21 protein-coding genes are annotated in these 21,180 nt (G+C 33.2%); 2 read left to right on the top strand and 19 right to left on the bottom strand.

The window, feature by feature from the left end:
* Positions 1-272: 272 nt before the first annotated feature.
* Positions 273-1,367, top strand: coding sequence for a GerAB/ArcD/ProY family transporter (locus tag ACTCDL_RS08830; protein WP_463175887.1), 1,095 nt, complete (start codon positions 273-275; stop codon positions 1,365-1,367).
* Positions 1,368-1,774: 407 nt separating this feature from the next.
* Here ACTCDL_RS08830 and ACTCDL_RS08825 read toward each other — a convergent pair whose 3' ends face one another.
* The 16 genes from ACTCDL_RS08825 to ACTCDL_RS08750 form a co-directional block, all read right to left on the bottom strand.
* Positions 1,775-2,008, bottom strand: a complete 234-nt coding sequence (locus tag ACTCDL_RS08825) for a hypothetical protein (protein ID WP_463175885.1) — start codon at positions 2,006-2,008, stop codon at positions 1,775-1,777.
* Positions 2,009-2,020: 12 nt separating this feature from the next.
* Positions 2,021-3,232, bottom strand: coding sequence for a Ger(x)C family spore germination protein (locus tag ACTCDL_RS08820; RefSeq protein ID WP_463175883.1), 1,212 nt, complete (start codon positions 3,230-3,232; stop codon positions 2,021-2,023).
* The gene (locus tag ACTCDL_RS08815) at positions 3,225-4,862 is read right to left on the bottom strand and encodes a spore germination protein (RefSeq protein ID WP_463175882.1); all 1,638 of its coding nucleotides are present in this window, start codon (positions 4,860-4,862) and stop codon (positions 3,225-3,227) included. The genes ACTCDL_RS08820 and ACTCDL_RS08815 overlap by 8 nt, the downstream gene beginning before the upstream one ends.
* Before the next feature lie 118 nt (positions 4,863-4,980).
* Positions 4,981-6,060: a GerAB/ArcD/ProY family transporter gene (locus ACTCDL_RS08810; RefSeq protein WP_463175880.1), complete on the bottom strand. Its 1,080-nt coding sequence runs from the start codon at positions 6,058-6,060 to the stop codon at positions 4,981-4,983.
* A gap of 37 nt (positions 6,061-6,097) precedes the next feature.
* Entirely contained in the window at positions 6,098-7,168 is a 1,071-nt protein-coding gene (locus ACTCDL_RS08805) for a GerAB/ArcD/ProY family transporter (RefSeq protein WP_463175879.1), read from the bottom strand.
* A gap of 502 nt (positions 7,169-7,670) precedes the next feature.
* Positions 7,671-8,180: a Spy/CpxP family protein refolding chaperone gene (locus ACTCDL_RS08800; protein ID WP_463175878.1), complete on the bottom strand. Its 510-nt coding sequence runs from the start codon at positions 8,178-8,180 to the stop codon at positions 7,671-7,673.
* A 194-nt stretch (positions 8,181-8,374) separates the two neighbouring features.
* Positions 8,375-8,659 carry a four-helix bundle copper-binding protein gene (locus ACTCDL_RS08795; RefSeq protein ID WP_463175877.1) on the bottom strand — a complete coding sequence of 95 codons (285 nt, stop codon included), beginning with the start codon at positions 8,657-8,659 and terminating at the stop codon, positions 8,375-8,377.
* 276 nt (positions 8,660-8,935) lie between these two features.
* Positions 8,936-9,403, bottom strand: a complete 468-nt coding sequence (locus tag ACTCDL_RS08790; protein WP_463175876.1) for a cupin domain-containing protein — start codon at positions 9,401-9,403, stop codon at positions 8,936-8,938.
* A gap of 66 nt (positions 9,404-9,469) precedes the next feature.
* A complete protein-coding gene (hypE, locus tag ACTCDL_RS08785; RefSeq protein WP_463175875.1) occupies positions 9,470-10,474 on the bottom strand; it encodes a hydrogenase expression/formation protein HypE in 1,005 nt (334 codons plus the stop codon).
* A 5-nt stretch (positions 10,475-10,479) separates the two neighbouring features.
* Positions 10,480-11,559 carry a hydrogenase formation protein HypD gene (gene hypD / locus ACTCDL_RS08780; RefSeq protein ID WP_463175873.1) on the bottom strand — a complete coding sequence of 360 codons (1,080 nt, stop codon included), beginning with the start codon at positions 11,557-11,559 and terminating at the stop codon, positions 10,480-10,482.
* Entirely contained in the window at positions 11,559-11,792 is a 234-nt protein-coding gene (locus tag ACTCDL_RS08775; protein ID WP_463175871.1) for a HypC/HybG/HupF family hydrogenase formation chaperone, read from the bottom strand. Before ACTCDL_RS08775 ends, hypD begins: the two co-directional genes overlap by 1 nt.
* A complete protein-coding gene (hypF, locus tag ACTCDL_RS08770; protein WP_463175870.1) occupies positions 11,761-14,058 on the bottom strand; it encodes a carbamoyltransferase HypF in 2,298 nt (765 codons plus the stop codon). The genes ACTCDL_RS08775 and hypF overlap by 32 nt, the downstream gene beginning before the upstream one ends.
* 1 nt (position 14,059) lies before the next feature.
* On the bottom strand, positions 14,060-14,734 hold the full coding sequence (gene hypB / locus ACTCDL_RS08765) for a hydrogenase nickel incorporation protein HypB (RefSeq protein ID WP_463175869.1): 675 nt from the start codon (positions 14,732-14,734) through the stop codon (positions 14,060-14,062).
* On the bottom strand, positions 14,721-15,086 hold the full coding sequence (gene hypA / locus ACTCDL_RS08760; RefSeq protein WP_463175868.1) for a hydrogenase maturation nickel metallochaperone HypA: 366 nt from the start codon (positions 15,084-15,086) through the stop codon (positions 14,721-14,723). The genes hypB and hypA overlap by 14 nt, the downstream gene beginning before the upstream one ends.
* A gap of 351 nt (positions 15,087-15,437) precedes the next feature.
* Positions 15,438-16,850, bottom strand: a complete 1,413-nt coding sequence (locus ACTCDL_RS08755; protein WP_463175867.1) for a nickel-dependent hydrogenase large subunit — start codon at positions 16,848-16,850, stop codon at positions 15,438-15,440.
* Positions 16,843-17,790, bottom strand: coding sequence for a hydrogenase small subunit (locus ACTCDL_RS08750; protein WP_463175866.1), 948 nt, complete (start codon positions 17,788-17,790; stop codon positions 16,843-16,845). Before ACTCDL_RS08750 ends, ACTCDL_RS08755 begins: the two co-directional genes overlap by 8 nt.
* 63 nt (positions 17,791-17,853) lie before the next feature.
* On the opposite strand from ACTCDL_RS08750, the gene ACTCDL_RS08745 reads away from it, so the two are divergent.
* On the top strand, positions 17,854-18,324 hold the full coding sequence (locus tag ACTCDL_RS08745; protein ID WP_463175865.1) for a hydrogenase maturation protease: 471 nt from the start codon (positions 17,854-17,856) through the stop codon (positions 18,322-18,324).
* A 328-nt stretch (positions 18,325-18,652) separates the two neighbouring features.
* Here ACTCDL_RS08745 and ACTCDL_RS08740 read toward each other — a convergent pair whose 3' ends face one another.
* From ACTCDL_RS08740 to ACTCDL_RS08730, 3 genes are all read right to left on the bottom strand, one after another.
* Positions 18,653-19,822, bottom strand: coding sequence for an iron-containing alcohol dehydrogenase (locus ACTCDL_RS08740; RefSeq protein WP_463175864.1), 1,170 nt, complete (start codon positions 19,820-19,822; stop codon positions 18,653-18,655).
* A gap of 62 nt (positions 19,823-19,884) precedes the next feature.
* Positions 19,885-20,589 carry a carboxymuconolactone decarboxylase family protein gene (locus ACTCDL_RS08735; RefSeq protein ID WP_463175863.1) on the bottom strand — a complete coding sequence of 235 codons (705 nt, stop codon included), beginning with the start codon at positions 20,587-20,589 and terminating at the stop codon, positions 19,885-19,887.
* A 37-nt stretch (positions 20,590-20,626) separates the two neighbouring features.
* Entirely contained in the window at positions 20,627-21,064 is a 438-nt protein-coding gene (locus ACTCDL_RS08730; RefSeq protein WP_463175862.1) for a cupin domain-containing protein, read from the bottom strand.
* Between the last annotated feature and the right edge of the window lie 116 nt (positions 21,065-21,180).

Here is a 21,180-nt window from a genome sequence, read left to right as displayed (position 1 = left end):
TTAATTTTTATTTTTGTTATTGGACAATTGTCTTATTTTAAGGTGGTATTAAATAGGTATATTGAGAGATTTTTGTCAATCTGGAATCAGTAGTCAGGAATCAGTTATAAACACTGGTTCCAGATTCTTGATTCCCGACACGAAAGTGTCGTACTATACCTATATAACACCAAATACAGATTTCTCCCTCTTTATCATCGTAATAAGGTATAAAATTCTTATAAATACAAAAAATAAATCATACTAATTAGATATATGTGTGGAGTGATTATATGAAAAAAATCTCCAATTTACAGTTATTTATAATGGCTGTCAATTTTATGCTTGGAAGTGCTATCCTATTTCCCCTAGGTATTAAGGCTAAACAAGATTCTTATCTAGTCATGTTATTCGCCCTACCTATAGGAATACTTCTGGCAATGATATATATAAAAATAAGCTCAATAGATTCTAATAATAATCTAATTGAAATAAGCAATCAAATATTTGGTAAATATCTAGGATGGGTAATCGGCCTAATCTATTCCTCCTTCTTTCTTTACATAGGTATTAGAAATATTAGAGATTTTGCAGGACAGCTTAATCATTTTCTAGTTGCACAAGCAAGTCTAAAGTCACTTATTATATTAACGATCACTTTAACAATCTATTGTTTACATTATAATATCGAGATGATAGCAAGAGTTACTACCTTTACTCTTGTAATTGGATTACTATTTTTAACTCCCAGTACTCTTTACTTATTATTCTCCAGTGCTGATTTTAATACCCTGCAACCTGTTCTAGTTAAAGGGCTTAGTCCAATTTGGAAAGAAATCTACCCAGGCTTTCTTGCTTTCCCTCTTGCCGAACTGATAATCTTTGCTATGGTCTTTCCCAAAGTCAATAATCATAAAAAGAGCAAGAACTACTTTATCACAGCTATAATTATCTCTATTTTAATATTAACTATAAATACTATTACTATCATCTCAGTCCTAGGTCTAAAACTAGCCGAAGATGTAAGCTATCCCTTAGTAAGAAGTGGTCAAATAGTCAGTGGAGAGTTATTGAATTTAGATTTCTTTATATCTTTAAGTACCACCTTAATCTTATTTGAAAAGATTAAACTTTTAATATATAGTGCTGTAAAGGGATTTTCAATTCTATTTAATCTACCCTATAAAAGATTAGCTATTATAATCCCCATAATAGCTGGATATCTAGCAATCATTATTGCTCCTGGTCGAGTACAACATCTTGAATTTGGTCTAGGTCCTTCCCTCTGGATTAATATAGCAATTGGAATCTATCTTCCTATAATTAGTTTAGTGGTCTATTATTTGAAGAGATTGTTTGTAAAAAATCAGAAAAGTGATGATGGTTAATGGGTATATTGTGATACTTCTCACTTTTTTAAAAGTGAAAAAATTATTAAAATATTTTTCGGGAAAGCTTATCAGCTTTTTTCCCAAGTGACTTTTAGCATTGCCCTAAAAGTCCCAAAAGGTCTAGAATAAAATATACCTACGAGTCTAAAAAAAGACTCTCCGTAGCAGAACCAGCCCACTCTCTCAGCAATCAAAGCCTTAATTATTATTAATATTAGCTTCTCTCTAGTTAAGATTTTGATTAAATTTAAATTTTAATTCAATTTTTGCTTCGTTCAAACAATAATTTTCTTCGGTATAAAAATCTTTTAATTCTTAATTTTTAATTGTAAAAAGTGTCGCTTTTTCTCTATATTCTCTCATTATATACAGAAAAGAGTTAAGGAAAGAATCCTTAACTCTTTTTATGCTAATAATTGATTAAATATATAGTCATACAATGGCTTAAATAAATCTGATAATATTAAAATTGGATTAGGTAATGGTAAATCTAATAAAACTCCATAGCTATATATAATTCCCATCGACATTAATAAAGTATATACAAATAACTCTCTCCATTCCTTCTTTTTGACCAATCCTTTAACTTGAATGTAGATTAAAACTATAAAGAACAAAGTTAAAGCTATTATCTTCATATTTTTACTCCCTTATTCTGGCTTAGTAATTGGTTGAGAGATCATTCCCAATCGTTTGACAGTAACCTTTACTTTAATATCTGTTGTTACTGTAGGAAAGATTTGATCCCAATCATCTTTTATCTCTTCCCATTTCTTAGGATAACTTCGATAGATAGCATTTCCATAGCCAAAAATATCAGCATTATAATCTTGTTGGGCTCTCCATAAAGTTGTCTCCATCTCCTTTTCAATCTCTTTAGCTAAATTCTTCTGTAATTTTTCAATATCCTCAGTTTTTGTTAAATCCAAGTCAGTAATTGCTTCAGTAATTGCTACATCTGTCTTAACTTCTAGTTTAAAGTTTATCTTTCCATCTTTAATCTCTGGCTTTAGCTTAGAATGATTACTCAATATCTCTGCTGAAAATTTATCCTTTCTATTAGAGTACTCTACAATAGCTCCACCCTCAACTTCACCAACTATAAATAGATATCCTTTAGACTCTACCCTATCTAACCATCCTACCAGCTTACCATCTTTTAAGACAGCATCACCTGACAAAGAAATAACATCTCTCAAATCCTCTGGTATATTCTTGGTTAAATCCAACTGTTCATAGGTTCCTTCTGGTGTTAGCTCAGGCTTATAATTGGTTATACGACCAGTAATCTCATCAAAATCATCATCAGCTAATCTAATTAGCATATCTTTAAGATTGATAGCATAGCTTTCTGACCAATCACTTTGATTATTTTCAATCAAACCAGCAATCTCTGCAGGCAAACTACCTTCAAAACGAGGATTTGCTTCTAAGGTCTCTTTAATAGGAAATTCTGAAATTAAGACCCAACTATTATATCTAATCTCTTTATTTCTGGCAAAAAAGTCCATTATATCCTTCAAACCTCTCTTGGCAGCTTGCTCTCCAATGATTATCAAATTATTATGAAACCAGACCAGTTTCTTAGAGACAACAGATCTAAGATTTTTACTAGCTCTCATTAGTGTTCTACCATGAGCAGTGGCATTCCAACTTTGAATATTTGAGCCACCCATCCCTCCACCAGCTTTACTAGGAACCATTACCTGTACTATAATCTCATACTTCTGATCTTTAGGATCCCAATCAACTGCAGTCAGACCTACAATTCCTAGTTCATCCATCTCCCTCTTACCAGCACAAGCAGTCAGACTAAATAACATTATTAATAATAAGAACAAACTTACAAATCTCCTACTCATTTTCATCATCCCCTTTAGCTGGTGAAGGTTTAATATTAGAGCGAATCCTTTGATTATCATTCTTTACTAGATAAGGCGGACGATTATTTTTAAACCACTCTGGTACTCTGATAAAAGAATCCTTGAGAGCTTCCCAATCTGTTGGAGTAATTGGTGACAAGTAGGGTATACCAAAGGTTCTAAGACTACATAGATGGATTAACAAGGCTAAAACTGCAAAGGTAATCCCAAACATTCCCCAACTAGCTGCTAAAAACATGACCCCAAAACGAATTAGCCTAACCCCTAATGCAAAATTATAAGCAGGAATCATAAAGGATGCAATCCCTGTCAATGCTACTACAATAACCATAGCTTGAGAAACTAGACCTGCCTGAACTGCTGCTTCTCCTACAACTAAAGCCCCAACGATACTGACTGCCTGTCCAACAGTCTTAGGTAACCTTACCCCTGCTTCCCGTAATGCTTCAAAGGCAATCTCCATGATTAAAGCTTCGACTAAAGCAGGAAAGGGAACTCCCGCCCTTGAAGCAACGATACTCAAAAGTAATTTAGTAGGTATCATCTCTTGATGAAAGGTAGTAATTGCAATATAGACTGATGGTGCCAATAAAGCCACTAGAAAAGCTCCAAATCTCAATAATCTCATAAATGAAGCAAAAAAGAACCTTTGATAATAGTCTTCGTTTGACTGTAAGAAATGAATAAAAACACTAGGTAAAACAAGTACAAAAGGGGTCCCATCCACAAAGATAGCTACTCTACCTTCATTTAAGGAAGATGCTGCTCCATCAGGGCGTTCTGTATTAGATATTTGAGGGAAGGGAGAAAAAGGCTCATCCTCAATCAATTGCTCGATAATACCACTTTCATTGACCATGTCTATATCTATTCTCTTAACTCTACTCATTACCTCAGCTACCAAATCATCAGGTGCTACCCCCTCAATATAAGCAACAACTATAGCTGTTTTACTGACCCTACCAAGTCTTAAACTCTCTAGCTTTAAATCTGGTGTTTTGATTCTTCCTCTTAATAAAGAGATATTGACATCTATGTTCTCTACAAATCCCTCGCGTGGTCCCCTTACCACTGCTTCCGTTTCGGGTTCTGCTACACTTCTACTTTCTCTTGCTGGAATTGGAAAGGATAGAGCTTCAGCATAGCCATCGATCAATAAAACCACATGACCTGTAAATAAATTATCTATCATCTTACTGAATTCTTCTAATCTTTCTACTACAGCTATACTTAAAAGATTATTTGGTATTAATTCTATTAAATCTTGATTATGGAGAGGTTGCTTTAAATCCTCATTTCTAATCACCATCATTAGCTCTCTTAGAATAGTATCATTAACAAATTGCTTGTTAATTATCCCCTCAATGTAGACTAAAGCAGCGTTCAATTTGAGTTCATCACCAAGGATAAAGCGTCTAATATTCATATCGCCAACCTTATTAAAAATACCTTGAATATAAATTAGATTCTCTTCTAAACTACTCTTTAATTTTACATTATTAATATCGATTCCTTTCTTATATTGTTCTTCTAAAGCTTTTAAATTTTTCTCTGCACCCTTTTGCTTCTTCTCTTCTATTGTTAAAGGTCTTTTAATCTTCTTACTCATTAATTATCCCATCCTTTTTATCTATAGAGAAGTTAATAATTATCTTAATTTGACTTATGATTTTATTGTGTACAAATATAGATTATTTATTAATTTTTGACCCTTTATCTTCAAAAATCTATAAATTAGACTTACTCTTATTTTTAAATAGATACCCTAAAATCATTAGTAAGAGAAAGGGAACTTCTATAATAAATATGGAGATTGTTATAATATGTATAAATAAAGTCTTTAAATAATAAATGTCAGTTTGAAAATAGCCAAAAGAGATTGTGAATAACATAAAGGGGACGATTAACTTCTTGTAACTATCTAATTTAAACCATTCCTTAATTAAATATAAACAAGTAAAATAATAGATACCTACCTTAATCATTGTTGCCATAATCCATGCCACAAAGACATTAACTTCTAGACCAGAAATAGATAATTTACTCAGTGAATAAAAAGAATATTGTAAGCTACCACCTATTTCAGAACCAAATACTCCAATAGTAATGACTAATAAAATAGTAATAACAATCATACTAACTAAATTTCCTAATAAACTAACCTTGATAGCCTTAGCCTTATCTTTAAAAAAGGGCTTGAACACTAAAAACAAATTAGGAATTATTAAAAACCAGTGTAATGGTAATAAACTACCTCTAACTATCTGTTTTAAATCTATCTCTAAGGGCCGTAAATAATTAAAATCTATCATACGGTAATCACCTAAACCAATAATTAAGATTGAGAAGAAGATAATAACTATCCCAAAACCATTTACTCTTAGAATCGTCTCTATCCCCTTATAAGACAAATAACCCCCAATTAAAGTAATAGCAAACCAAATCTCTATTCTTCCTCTATTAGCACCAGGCATTACCATCCCTATAAATCCAACACTTTCATACATAATTAAGATAGTTAGCTGTATGTTTATTAAGATAAAAGGGATTAAAATTAATCTACCCAATATATCTCCAAAGATACTAATACAATCTCGGATAAGGTTCTGGTTAGAGAATTGGCAGCTTAATTTAAATACAAGATAATGTATTATTATAATAAAAAAGCTAGCAAAAATAATTGATATCCAGGCATTTCTACCACTTTGTATAATTATTTCACTTGGTACAAGTAACACAATAGTTGATAAAATTACATTTAATGATAATAAAAAACCTTGTACTGTACTTATCTTTTCTGCTGACATTTTATCACCTAATATTAATTTGATATTGTATATCCAGTTAGTCCTTCTTTCTATTAGCTAAAGCATATGCCAGTGTCAATAATAAAATAGTAGGCAAACTAACAGTTAATAAAGCACCTATCACAAAATATTTAGTATCTGACCCAGGTAAGCGAATATCGGAACTATATACTGTCAAGGCAAGAATAAAGAAAGTAAAGGAGAATACTATCCTTCTATAATCCTTTAATTCAAAAAAATCAGCAATTAACTGGACAGTAGCAAAGTTAAATATCCCAATCTTTAAGATATTACCTATAATCCAGATTATAAAAGTAATAACTTCTACCCCTCCCAAGGATAAGTCACTTATATCATGAAAGGAGAAGTTCAAAAGTATAGCTAATTTTTTGCCTAAAATAGCCACTAATAAAATAACTAAAATACTTGATACTATTTGAACTACTAAATTTGATAATCCAATAGCCTTGATTGCTCCTTTTTCTTTACTAAAATAAGGCTTTAACACTACTAAAACGACTGAGTGATAAAAGAATAGTCTTGCTGGGTATAAACTGCCAGCAATAACTTTTTTAAAATTAAAGATTAAAGGCTTCAAATTATCTAAATTTACAGTTGCAACTAAGGGAGTAGTTAATAAAATGCTAACTATACCAATCAGTAATAAACAACTTCCAATAGTATTACTTCTAGCTATGACTTCAATTCCACTATAGGATAGATATCCTACTAAAATACTGATAGCAACCCACATACTGACTACAGGTGCTTCCTCCATCACAAACTGAATATAGCCAGTACTAAAGACCAACAAAAAAAGATTGGTGATAAGCAAAATGGAGATATATGGTACTAAAATTATCTTGCCTAATAATACTCCAAATATATCTTTGCTATCATCAACAATACTTTTATTAGAAAATTTACAACTTAAGGTTAAGAATAGATGATTTAATAACCCCATAACTGTCCCTGCAACTATCATTGGAACTAAAGCAAGACCAGCACATGATTCAATTACAATATTGGGAGCAGTCATGACAATAGTCGGTAAAATAACTGCTATTCCTAACCAGAAGGCTTCAAGTTCACTTATCTTCTTACTCATCTTATCACCTGTTATAGATATAGTATTTAGTAATAACCTCTACTATTTCATTAATAATTGTTAAAAATATTATAGATATCCAAGTCTAAAGTGTAATAAAAGACTAAAGATCAAAAGCTAAAGATTAGCAACAACGAATTAACACGAATTAAAGATTAAAAGATTAATTAATCTTTTAGTTTTATTCGCGTAAATTCGGTAGATTCGTTGCTGAAAGTTATCTTTTAAGGCTTTTAGTTAAGAACTTAAAGGTATTAAATTATTAGGATATTTAAATTACATTCTAAAGTTGTTTATCTATATAGAACTCCAAGTCTAAAGTGTAATTTAATGGATATATAGCAACACTTTCGTGTGGGTAATCAGGAATCTGGAACCAGTGTTTATAACTGATTCCTGACTACTAATTCCAGATTCCAAAAAGTGTCACACTATCTTTCCATTGTTTCATTCTAGAGTTGTTTATCTATATTAATTTTTCATTTTTAACTCTTAACTGTAACTACCAACCCATCATACCACCATTCCCATGCATCATACTACCTCTAAATCCTCTTCCGCCCATCATGCCAAATCCATGCATCATACCAAAGCCCATCATTCCATAGTCTTCCATATACTCTAACTGTTCAGCAGTTAAGATATCTCTCATCTCTAATTGCATCTCTGCCATTACATCAAACATCTTATTTCTTAATAAATTAACCTCTTTTTGAGCTGCAATAATCTCATTGCGGTCAGCATCTTTATCAAAGTATAAGTCTCTTAAATCATCATTCTTATCTCTCATATCATCCATTAAATCATCCATTTGATCATAGTATTTATCTTGAAGACCTTCTAATTGATCCTCTTGTGCATTTGATAAATTTAAATCATTACGATGATTATTATTTCTATAACCATTTCTTGTTCCTTGACTATTAAATCCATTTCCTCCATGGGCAAAAGCATAAACTGAAATTCCCAACACCATTGTCATCACTAATACAAAGCTTAAAATTCTTTTCATATTTATCTCCTCCTTTTAAATTCAGTAACTAGCAATCAATTTTTAGTTACTCTTAACTGTTATTTATATTATAAGAGCTAAATATTAAGAAAGTATTAAGAAAGTATCAAGATTCTTTAAAGCTTTTAAATAATTAATTTCAAAAAAAGAAAGAGTAGACTAATTTTAGCCTACCCTTTAGTAAAATATTTTGATTAAGCTTGTGCCATATTACGGCATTCAGTAGCACATTCACGACAGACTTGAGCACACGTTTGACAGTGATTATCTTCAAACATCTCGCATTCAGTTGCACAAGCATCACAAATTTCAGCACATAATTCACAGACTTGACTAGCAAATTGACTATTTCCTGCCATATACTTAGCAGAAATAGAGCAAACTTCAATACAGTCCTTCAATATTTCCATACATTTTACTCTATTATTTACATCAGGTTCATGTAAACAAGCATCTAAACAAAACTCAGACTCCACCATACACTTGTTACAAATATCTATACATTATAAATATCCAAGTCTAAAGTGTAATGTAATGGATATATAGCAACACTTTCGTGTCGGGAATCAGGAATCAGGAACCAGTGTTTATAACTGATTCCTGACTACTGATTCCAGATTCCAAAAAATGTCACACCTTCTTTCTATTGTTTCATTCTAAAGTTGGATGACTATAATAACAATAAACTCCTTAAATTTTATATATTTAGCTAGCCAATCTTCAACAAAAACACTTATAGCTATTATTAAGAAATTTTATCGTCGATGATACTCTTTAGCATCTTCTTTAGTTTCATGAACTGTACCACGAGGATGCTCAGGCGGAGCATAAATAGAATACAGTTTAAGTGGCGTACGACCTGTATTGATCAGATTGTGCCATTTACCAGCAGGGATAAATATTGCATCATCATCATAGACTTTTGCTTTGAAATCTAACTGATTTCTTCTATCCCCAATCATAGTAATTCCTTGCCCTTGTTCAATACGTATGAATTGGTCTACATCAGGATGAATCTCTAAACCTATCTCATCACCAGGTTTGATAGTCATCAAGGTCAGTTGCAAATATTCTCCTGTCCATAAAGCAAGACGGAAATAATCATTTTGTTTAGTAATCTCTTCAATATTAACCACAAAGGGACATGGTCCATAATCCTTTAACTTAGTACGTTGTTTCGGGTGACGTTGACTAATTATATAACCATCATTCACATTTCTCATTCCTTCCCTAGCCTTTTTGGATATTATATGTTTTATCTTTGGGATAGGTTCTTAGATTTATAGAAATTAGCATATTCTAGGCAATAATTCTCCGCTTAACATATTTATAATTCTGCTTCCTCCAAGGGCAGTTTCTAAATAAACTATACTATCATCTTCATTTACCACCTCACCTATTATCCTTGCCTCTCTGCCAAGAGGATTTTTCTTCATTACATCTAAGACCTGATTAGCTTCACTGGCATCAACAACTACAATCACCTTACCTTCATTAGCTAAATATAACGGGTCAAAACCAGTAATTTTACACAGATTTTTTACCCCTTCTCTAATCGGAAGATTCTCTTCCTGTAATTTAATACTTACTCTACTCTGCTCAGCAATTTCATTTAAAATTGTAGCTACTCCTCCTCGAGTAGGATCCCGTAATACTTTAACCTGCTTACTATTATCTAAAATATCAGCAATCAAGCCATGTAATAAAGCACAATCACTGTTAAGTTGACTTTTAAGTCCCAATCCCCCTCTTTGAGTTAAAATACTTGCTCCATGCTCTCCTAGACTTCCATTAATAATTATCTTATTGCTTACTTCTGCATTAGCTCCACTTAAGTAAAGATTCCTCTCTAAAACTCCTATCCCAGTAGTATTGATATAGATTCCATCACAATTGCCTCGTTCTACAACCTTTGTATCTCCACTAACTATCTTTACACCAGCTTTCAAGGCAGTCTTACTCATCGACTCTACAATTCTCTCTAATTTACTAATTTCAAAACCTTCTTCTATAATAAAACCTACAGTTATGTATAATGGGCTAGCTCCACTCATAGCTAAATCATTCACAGTTCCACAGATTGATAGCTTACCTATATCTCCACCTCTAAAGAAGATTGGCTTGATTACAAAACTATCGGTAGTAGTAACTGGCTTCCCTTTTATAGAAGATAGTATAGCCGAATCATTCCCCTCTAAAAGAATCTCATTCTTAAAATGATTATAAAATAAACCTTCTATTAACTCTTTAGTTAATCTACCTCCACTACCATGAGCCATAGTAATTACATCCATAACTTTCATCTCCTATATTCATAGTAAACATTACAGCTACCCTCTTCTGAGACCATACAAGGACCTTTAGGATTTAGTGGAGTACAACCTTCAGCAAACAGGTCACAATCTACAGGACTCTTCTTTCCCTTTAAGATATCTCCACAGCTACAAATTGAGCTTTGGTCTTGATAGACTAGCTTAATCTGAAATTTATTCTTAGCATCAAATTTTCTATACTTATTTCTCAACATTAATCCACTTTTCTCTATTTTACCTAACCCCCGCCAAGTACTATCTTCAACTTTAAAGGTTTGATTCATCACATCTATTGCCTTTAAATTACCTTCTACTTTAACTACTCTGTTATATAAATTATCTACTCTACTAATTCCATTATCTATCATCTGCAATAATCTAGCTAATGCCATAATAATATCAATCCTTTCAAAACCAGCTACTACTGCAGGTAAGTTATACTTATTAGCTATAAAATTGAACTCCTTAGCACCAGTAATTACACTTACATGTCCAGGACAGATAAAGCCATCTATTGCTACTTCTTTATCTAAGATTAACTCTTCTATTACAGCAGGCATCGTCTTTAAGGCTAATAAAATCGAATAATTCTCTAACTTCAATCTATCTGCTTTCATAATACTCAATGCTATTATTGGAGCTGTAGTTTCAAAGCCAATAGCTAAAAAGACAACCTCTTGATTAGGATTTTGTTGAGCAACCTTAACTGCTTCTAATGGAGAAGAAACAATTATAATATCTCCACCTAAAGCTTTACTTTGTTTTAAAGAAGTATTAGTACCTGCTACCTTTATTAAGTCAGCAAAGGTTGTGATTATAACATTATCTCTATGGGCAAGTTCAACAGCCTTATCAATATAATCTTGAGTAGTAACACAGATAGGGCAGCCCGGTCCAGAGATTAAAGCTATATTATCAGGCAATAATTTAGCAATTCCACTCTCCACTATGGCTCTAGTATGAGTTCCACAGACCTCCATAATCTTTACCTCTTGCTCAAACTCTCTAATCTCTTTAATCATATCCTTAACTAAAGTTACATCATTCAACCTAGCAAAGTGGTTCATTAGCCTTCCCCATCCTTCAAATTATTAGCTACCTCTTCTAATAACTCTATCGTTTCTTTAGCATCTTGGTGATTTAACCTCTCAATTGCACAGCCACAATGGATTAAGAGATAATCACCTAGTTTCACCTTATCTATTAGGTCGATATTTACTTGTTGAGTAATCCCCCCAAAATCTACAACTGCAATCCCTTCCTTAAGCTCAATTACCTCTGCTGGTATCGCTATACACATCATCTTCTACCCCTTTCTGATAGTTAGCAATTACTAAGTGACCTACTGCTAATCCGCCATCATTACAAGGTATCTGCTTATGGAAATAAACTTTAAACCCCTCTGCTACAAGTTTTTGATAAATCCCTTTTAACAAAATCTGATTTTGAAAGACTCCTCCACTTAAAGCAACTAAGTTAATCTTATAATCACTTCTAATCAATTTACAAATCTCCACTGAAAAACTTATAACAGTATTATGAAATTTTCTAGCAATCACACCTTTGCTTACTCCCAACTTAATATCTTCAACTATAACTTTAATTATAGAAGTAGTATCAACTATATAATAGCTACCTTCACTTTTAACCTGATAGTTATACTCTCCTACCTCTTTGTTAGTAGCCATAGTTTCTAACTTGATGGCCCCTTGTGCTTCATAGCTAATAGAATTAACCAGACCAAGCAGACTTGCTACTCCAGCAAAGAAACGCCCCATACTTGAGGTTTTGGGAGAATTTATATCTGCTTTGATTAAATTAACAACTTCCTTAATCTTCTCTTCTTTAACACCAATTAATTCAGTAAATAACTCTCTATCATCACCATAAGCATGATAGAGATAACTAATCGCCATCCGCCAAGGTTCTTTAATAGCTTGCTCTCCGCTTGGCAATTTAACATACTTTAATTGTCCTACTCTTTTAAAGTTACTATAATCACAAATTAAAAATTCCCCACCCCATAGCTTAGCATCTCTTCCTAATCCAGTTCCATCAAAGGTGAGACCAATTACCTGTTCACTAACCTCATTCTCCACCATACAACTGACTATGTGAGCATGATGATGCTGAACTGCTATTTTCTGTCCACCTTGGTTTTGAGCAAATTGTGAAGTTAAGTACTCTGGATGCAAATCATAAGCTATCAGTTCAGGATTAACTTGATATAATTCTTTTAAATGATTTATTATCCTTTGGTAATTGTGATAGCTTTCTAAATGATTTATATTCCCTAAGTGTTGACTTAAAAAGATATAATCACCTTTAGCCAATGCAAAGCTATTCTTTAATTGAGAGCCACAGGCCAAAGTCTCTTTCAACCCACTAAATTTGATTGCTAAAGGTGCATAACCTCTTGCCCTTCTAAGTAAAATTTCTTGACCTAATAATACCCTTGCTACTGAATCATCAATGGGAATATGTATTTTGCGGTTATGTAAAAGTAAATAATCAACAACATCTTCTAACCTGTTGATTGCCCCTTGATTTGTATATTCAATCGCTAAACCACTCACATTAGCACTGGTCATCACCAAAACCTCTAAACCATCATCAAATAGTAATTGATGTAAAGGGGTATAAGGGAGCATTACCCCTAAATAATTATTGTCTTTAGAAATATTAGGTGGTAGGTGATTATTCTTTCTCTCTAATAATAAAATCGGTCTTCTAATCCCAGTTAATATCTCTTCCTCCTTAGAATTAAGGTAACAGTATTTCTTAACAACCTCTATACCTCTCATCATCAAGGCAAAAGGCTTATCGGGTCTTCTCTTTCTAACTCTTAACTCTTCAATAGCCACTTGATTCTTTCCATCACAGACCAAATGAAAACCTCCTAACCCTTTAATTGCAATTATCTTACCTGCTTGCAGTAGCTGGATAGCCTGTTTTAATGGATCTTTCATAGCTAATTTCCTTCCTAAATTATCTGTTAAGCAAAGTTGAGGACCACATTCAGGGCAAGCATTGGGCTGAGCATGGAACCTTCTATCTTTTGGATTTTCATACTCTGTTCTACATTGCTCACACATTTTAAAAGATTTCATAGTAGTTACCTTTCTATCATAGGGCAAAGCTTCAATTATAGAATAACGAGGTCCACAGTTAGTACAATTAGCGAACGAATAACCATAACGACGATTATTTCTATCTTTTATCTCTTCCATACAGTCTGAACAGGTTGCTATATCAGGAGAGAGTAAGGTTAACTTTTCTTTATTAGCTAAACTCTCTTTAATTACAAAGTCTTTATACTCTGCTAGAGCTAAGTCAATAAACTCTATACTATCTATTTTAGCTAGAGGTGGCGGTGATAATTTAATAGCAGATAGAAAAGAATCTATACTCTCATCCTTACCTTCAACATCAATAATTACTCCTTGAGAGCTATTATTAACCCAACCCACTAGCTTATATCTCCTTGCTAAGTTATAGATAAAGGGTCTAAAACCAACCCCTTGCACTATCCCTTGAACTTTAACCCTTATACGTACATTTTTCATTCTAACTAGACCTAGTAGCTAATTGCTTAGTTTTGATTTTTCCCTTTAAATAATCCCCAAACTCTAAAATCCCCTCTTCTTTAACACAGGAAACTTCAAAAACTTTGATATCTTCTTTTAAATTTTTAAGGTCTTGGTATAACTGCTTTATTGAAAAATCTGTATGTTCTAATAAGTCCACCTTATTAACTACAACCCCCTTTGAATTTTGAAAGATGATTGGATACTTAAGAGGCTTATCACTGCCTTCAGTTACACTTAATAATGTAATTTTCATATCTTCTCCCAAATCAAAAGAGGCTGTACAGACCAAATTACCTACATTCTCAATCACTAATAAATCAACTTCCTCTAAATTTAAATCTGCTAGTGCTTCAGCTATCATATTAGCCTCTAAATGGCAAGCACCTTTAGTATTAAGTTGAATTACCTCTATTCCTTCCTGTTCAATCCGCTGAGCATCATTAGTAGTATATAAATCCCCTTCTATTACTACTATCTTAATCTCATCTTTGAACTTTCTAATTAATCTTTCTAATAGTGAAGTCTTGCCTGCTCCAGGTGAACCGACTAAATTAATTGTAAAGATACCTTTATCACTCAATAACTTACGATTAGCATCAGCTATTTTATTATTATCTGCTAATAAATCTTTCATCACATCAATCTGTTTCATCCTCTTCCCCCTCTAAGCTTTCTAATAGTAGCTCATCACCATTGATTAAATTATAATTAAACTCTTTACATTGAGGACAGAGCTTATTATTAAAATCAACCTTATATTTTAGTCCACAAGACCTGCATTTACTAATAGCCTCTACCCTCTGAATTACTAACTCTGCTCCTTCTACCTTAGTACCCTTAGCAAAGGATTTAAAAACAAAATTTAAGGCACTATCTTCTACACAGGTCATCTCACCAACCTTTAATACTACCTTTGTTACTCTTTCTAAATTGTAATTATTAATGTACTCTTGAATAATAGAGAATAATTGTCCCATTAAGGAGATCTCATGTATTTGAATCACCTCCCAATTTGAATTACAAATTATAAATGAGCAAATTTCAAACCAATTAATGTAAACTATTAATTTTAAGCCATTCTATACTGGTGATATAGATATGTTAATCTAGGATTTAGTGCTTGTTTGACGCCACAGGTTAAAACACTGTGGCTACTTTAAAAACATAAGATTTCCCTAAAGGGAGCTAAAATAATATTAGCCTGAATGAATAGCCTAATTATAGAAGATGTAAATTAAGGTAACCCTCCCTTAGGCGGAACCTAAGAATTTTTCTTACTCTTAAAAAAAGTAAAGCTGTCGCAATATCTATCTTATATTTCACTTTACACTTGAACATCTATTGTCAACTAAACTTCAAAACACCACCTTATCCTTAATATTACCTTTTACATCAAGTACATGAGTAGCACAAGACATACAAGGGTCAAAGGAACGAATAATCCTACCTAAAATAGTATATAGATCACTAGGATTGCGTATTTCTGTTCCCACCATAGCATCTTCCACAGGACCTAGATTACCATATTCGTCTTTAGGTGAAAAGTTCCAGACTGTGGGAGTAATAATATTATACTTAAGCACCTCTTCATCACTAATTTTAGCACTATGTAGTAATCCTCCTCTCATAGCATCGGTAGTAGCTATGACCTGCTCTTTTATTGGAGTTTTATTCTGACTAATTGGGGCTTTACTGCTAGGCTTTAATTTACTTAGCCACTCCTCCATCAACTCAGTAATCAATAAAGTCTCAATAGCTCTAGCCATAATTCTATCCATTGTTGAAGTTCCACCTTGATACAGCCTATTAATGATTAACCTAGCCAAAGGACCAGTTTCAAACTGCTCTCCTTGATATTTGACTGTCTTCACCCAACTATAAGCACTCTCTTTTAGGGGATTAGGCTCTAACTCTCCATTATAAATACTATCTGCATCCCCCTCAAACCATGAATTAACAATTCCTTCATTAATTAAGTTAATATCTACTTCTGTTAAACGATTACCGTTAAGTGCTCCTCCTTTCCATAAATATTCCTCATTATTTTCACCAAAACGCCACAGTCCAAAGGATAATAACCGACGTGGAGTTACCCCTATCTTAAAGTAATCACTATAAACTCTAGAGAGTAATTTAACATCTGGTAACATAATCTCACCCACAAATTTGTGAACTTTATCAAGTAAAGCTAAAGCTGTATTAATCTTATCTACTGTCGGAGCCACTGCTACCCCTCCATGTACAAAGCTATGTTGATGAGGAGCTTTTCCTCCAAATAAAGCCAAAATCTGATGGCTCTGTTGACCTGCTTTAATTGCTGAAAAGTAATTCTCTACTAATTTTTGATTATCTCTAGGGCTGAAACGGACATCTAATAGATTTTGATCATGAAAAGGGGGACGGTTGGGCATCTTAACATAATCAGGAAGACTAAAGAGATAAATCTGTCTAATATGATTCTGTAAAAAATCTGCCCCATACATGATGTTTCTAAGATATTGTGCATTCTCTGAAATTTGATTACCATAGAGTTCATCTAATAAATAACTCCCAGTAGCACCATGAGCCAAAGAACAGATTCCACAGACTCGTTGGGTCATATAAACAGCATCAGCAACATGTCTGTCTTTCATAATCCATTCAAAGCCTCTAAACATGGTGCTACTAGCATCAGCATCTACTACTCTATTATTATCAATAGTTACCTTAACCGATAAGATACCACTTAAACGAGTCACGGGACTGAAGATAATCTTTTTCCTACTCATCTTTTTGACCTTCTCTCTTCTTAGTATCCTCTTGTCTCTTCTCAGGCAATGGTGTAAAGAAAGGTGATGAACCATCAGGAAAATCGGGATTGGTACAGCCAATGCAAGGGGTATTAGCCTCTATTGGCCAGTTTTCATTAATCCACTGACGATAAGGACAATCAGCATAGGTTTTTGGTCCTACACAGCCTTGACTGAACATACATTCGATATCCCCCAAAGCTTCAGCAAAGTTACCACGGTCAAAATAAGATCTTCGTTGACAATGGCGATGAATTGTATAACCATAAAATAAGGTAGGTCGACCTAATCCATCAAGCTCTGGCTTGCCATACATCAATAAATGAGCTAGAGTTCCTACAAACCACTCTGCATTAACTGGACAACCACTTACTTTAATTATCTCTCTATCTAGTACCTCACTAACTGCTACACCACCAGTAAGATTAGGTTTAGCTGCTGAAGGTCCACCAAAGCTAGCACAAGTTCCAATGGTTACAACATATTTAGCCAATCCCCCTAACCACTTTACTGCCTCTAAAGCTGTAATCTGCTCTCTTTGAGTCTCAATAACTATATTATATAAGCCATTAGCTTTAGTAGGTATTGCCCCTTCTACCACTAAGACAAATTCCCCCTTTTGATACCTAGTAATCCTATACAAAATATCTAAAGCATTTTTTCCTTGAGCTGCCATAAAGGTATTACTATATAATAAGTCAATCATCTCTTCAAAAACCTGCCCTAAATAAGGATAGGCTGTATTCATAAAAGAAATATTATTATCACCACTATCACTTGTTTCTAGCCACAGAACAGGTAGCTTATCATTACTTTTATCTCTATATCCTTTTACTCCAGATAGAATATGCTTGCTGAGTTTATAATCTTGATTATTTCTTAATCGATGACAGCCCTTGACAAACTCTTCTTTATCCATATTATCACCCTTTAAAGATTCTCTTAGGCTAATAATATGCTTTAGTTGGAATAAATATTAAATATGAGTAATCCAAAATGTAAACTTTTAATAATTGGTTTAGGAAATTTAATTATGTCTGATGATAGCTTAGGAATACATGTAGTTAGAGAACTTCAAAAAGAAGACTGGAAAGAAGATATCTCATTATTAGAGGTAGGAACTTCACCACTTTATTATTTAGAAGAGATAAGTAGGGCAGAAAGTTTAATTATAGTTGATGCAATTCAAGGAGGTGAACAGGCAGGAAGTATATACCGTTTAACAGAAGAAAACTTGAGGTCTAGTGGAAATACTGTGAGAGATTTTCATGGTTATTCTTTATTAAATGTAATCGAGCTAGCTAGAGAAATTACAAATTTTCCTACTAATTTAGTTATTTATGGTATAGAGCCTGAAAACTTAAGTTTAGGTGAAGAGTTATCTCAGAAAGTAAAAGATTCAATGCCTAAATTAATTAATTTAATCAGAAAAGAAATAGAAAATATAAAGTAAAGGGTGCGTTATATAACACCCCCTTTTAACCTAGATAAGCCACTATATTTATACTAAGTACCCACCACCCATCTGCTTAAACTTATATGCTGCCTCTACATTCTCATTTCTTCAACCCTCATATTCTCTAATTAAATACCTCCAAGATTTTGTCACTCCATAAATTCAAATTCATACAGTCCTACTAAAAATCTCTCCATAAAAATTATTAACTCAAATTTTAGATACTAATATAGAGAAAAAGGTGCCAATATGACCCCTTTCTCCCACACACAAAAAATACATCTAAAATCTAGCACTAGCTCTAAATCTCTATGATGTCTTCTATTTAAACATTATAAGCAGTCTTTAAAATATCTAAAATTTCTTCTGCTGTCAACTTCCTATATCCCCCTAAAATGACTGTAGAGTTTGCAATTTTTGCTAGCATCTCTTCTGTTGCTCCAAGTTCTTGTAAATTAGTAACAATACCACACTCTTTAATAAAATCTTCTAAAGCATCAATACCAGCAAGTGCAAGCCCCTCTTTACTTTTACCCTCTTCTTCAATATTCCAGACTTGGGTTGCAAAACGGGCAAATTTATCAAGACCATCTTTATAGATTGCACGGTAATATGGAAGAGAAACCGCTGCAAGTCCCATACCATGGGCACAATCTGTATATGCTCCTAACTGATGTTCAATCATATGAACTTGCCAGTCTTGAGTCTTACTTAATCCCATCAATGGATTCATTGCCAGAGTAGAACTCCACATCAAATTACTTCTTGCTTCATAATTCTTAGGATCTTCAACTGCTACTTTAGCACTATGAATAATAGAACGAAGCAACCCTTCAATCAGATAATCAGTTGTGACATCATCTTCTCCAGAGAAATATGATTCCATCAGATGAGACATCATATCAAAAATCCCGCTTACCATTTGATATTGAGGTAATGAATAAGTATATTCAGGATTTAAGATTGAAAAGTCTGGATTCACTTCTGCAGAAAAGACACGTCCCATCTTTAATTTCATCTCATCATTAGTAATAACAGAACCACCATTCATCTCAGACCCTGTTCCCGCTAATGTAAGTATCGAGCCTACCGGTACAATTTTATTAGTAACTGGTGCAAAATCCAGCCAATATTTCTTCCATGGATCCTCTTCACAGTATGAAGATACCGAAATTGCCTTGGCACAGTCAATAACAGAACCTCCACCTACTGCTAAAATTAAATCAACATCATTATCTCTAACCAGCTTTACCCCTTCCTGTACTTTTTCATATGTTGGATTGGGCATGATCCCAGCCAATTCTACGATATTTTTTCCACTTTCTTTTAATATCTCAATCACTTGATCATACAATCCAATCTTCTTAATTGAACTTCTACCATAAGCTAGCATTATTGTCTCTCCGTAATTCGCTAATTCTGTTTTTAAATTATCTAGTGAATCTTTCCCAAAGTAAATTGTTGTTGGATTTTGATAAGTAAAATCTAAATTCATTTTTATTCCTCCATTTTTTCAATTTTATAGAAATTAATATCATATTATATTTATTCAACAAATTAGGATTGTTCTTTTGTTACCTCATTAATACAGGCAATAGCATTTAAGCTTCTTGGATAACCGATATATGGCAAGCACTGTGAAACAACTTTAATCAGAAACTCTTTATCATTGCCAACATTTATATTTCCAAAAATATGACTTGTCAACTGAGATTCACATCCTTCTTGTGCAGCTAGGAAACAGAAAGTAATCATCTCTCTTTGCTTTAAATCTAGTCCAGTTCTAGTATAATAATCACCAAAACAATTTGCTGCCAACCAACGATTAATGTGACCACCTTTCCAAAAATCCTTCATACCTTCACCAAAAATAGCAATTTGAGCATCTGCACCTTTTTCCAAACGATCATCCATTGTTGTCGTAGCCTGACCTTCCAAAGGCAGTTTTATATCCTTTTCTATCATAACTTCATTTGTAGCAATCAGGAATGGGTAAACTCTTCCCATGCCAAGATAATCGACAGCTTGATAAACAGTTTCTTTTGCCATTATAGGTGTTAAAGATTTCTCTAATGCTTGATCTAACATTACTTTATATTCTTCTACTCCCTGACAGGCAACTAAAGTTGCAAGAATTGCTAGAAATCTCGTTTCCTCATCAAGTTCTTGTCCTGGCTCATTAACGACCTCATCATAAGCAAATGCTTCAAAACGTTCCATAAATTCAGGATCAGTCTCAAAAAGTTTATTATAATCAGTCATAATTTCGCCCCTTTCTAATTTGAATAAGTACGTTTTATTATTTTAGTTTATTATATTCTTCATCACTTACAGGTTCACACCATTCATTACTTGTCTCTTCTCCTGGAACACCAAAAGCAAGGTGGCTAAACCAAGAATCTGCCTTGGCTTCATGCCAATGCTTTACTCCTGTAGGTATAGTGATTACCATACCTGGCTCAAGACTGACTGGCTCTTTTCCTTCTTCTTGATACCAGCCACTTCCAGCTGTACAGATTAGGATCTGCTCTCCTCCTGTTCTTCCGTGATGAATATGCCAGTTATTTCTACAGCCTGGTTCAAAAGTAATATTTGCAATAAATACTGGATCCTCTTCATACTTTGTCAGTGGGTTCAAAAATGAATCTCCTATAAAATACTCAGCAAACATTGTGTTCTCCTGCCCTTTACCGAACGTATTTTTCTTATTAAATTCTTCCTCATTCATAATTTTCATAATCAATCTCCTCCTTTTGGTGTTAGTATAATATAGTAGACACATTTAATCGAAAATATTAGAATAATAAGTAGAAAGAAAGGATGTGTCTACAATGGCAAAAAGATACAATAAAG

This window comes from Orenia sp. (genome assembly GCF_055140805.1).
This window is presented reverse-complemented; position numbering and strand designations above follow the sequence as displayed.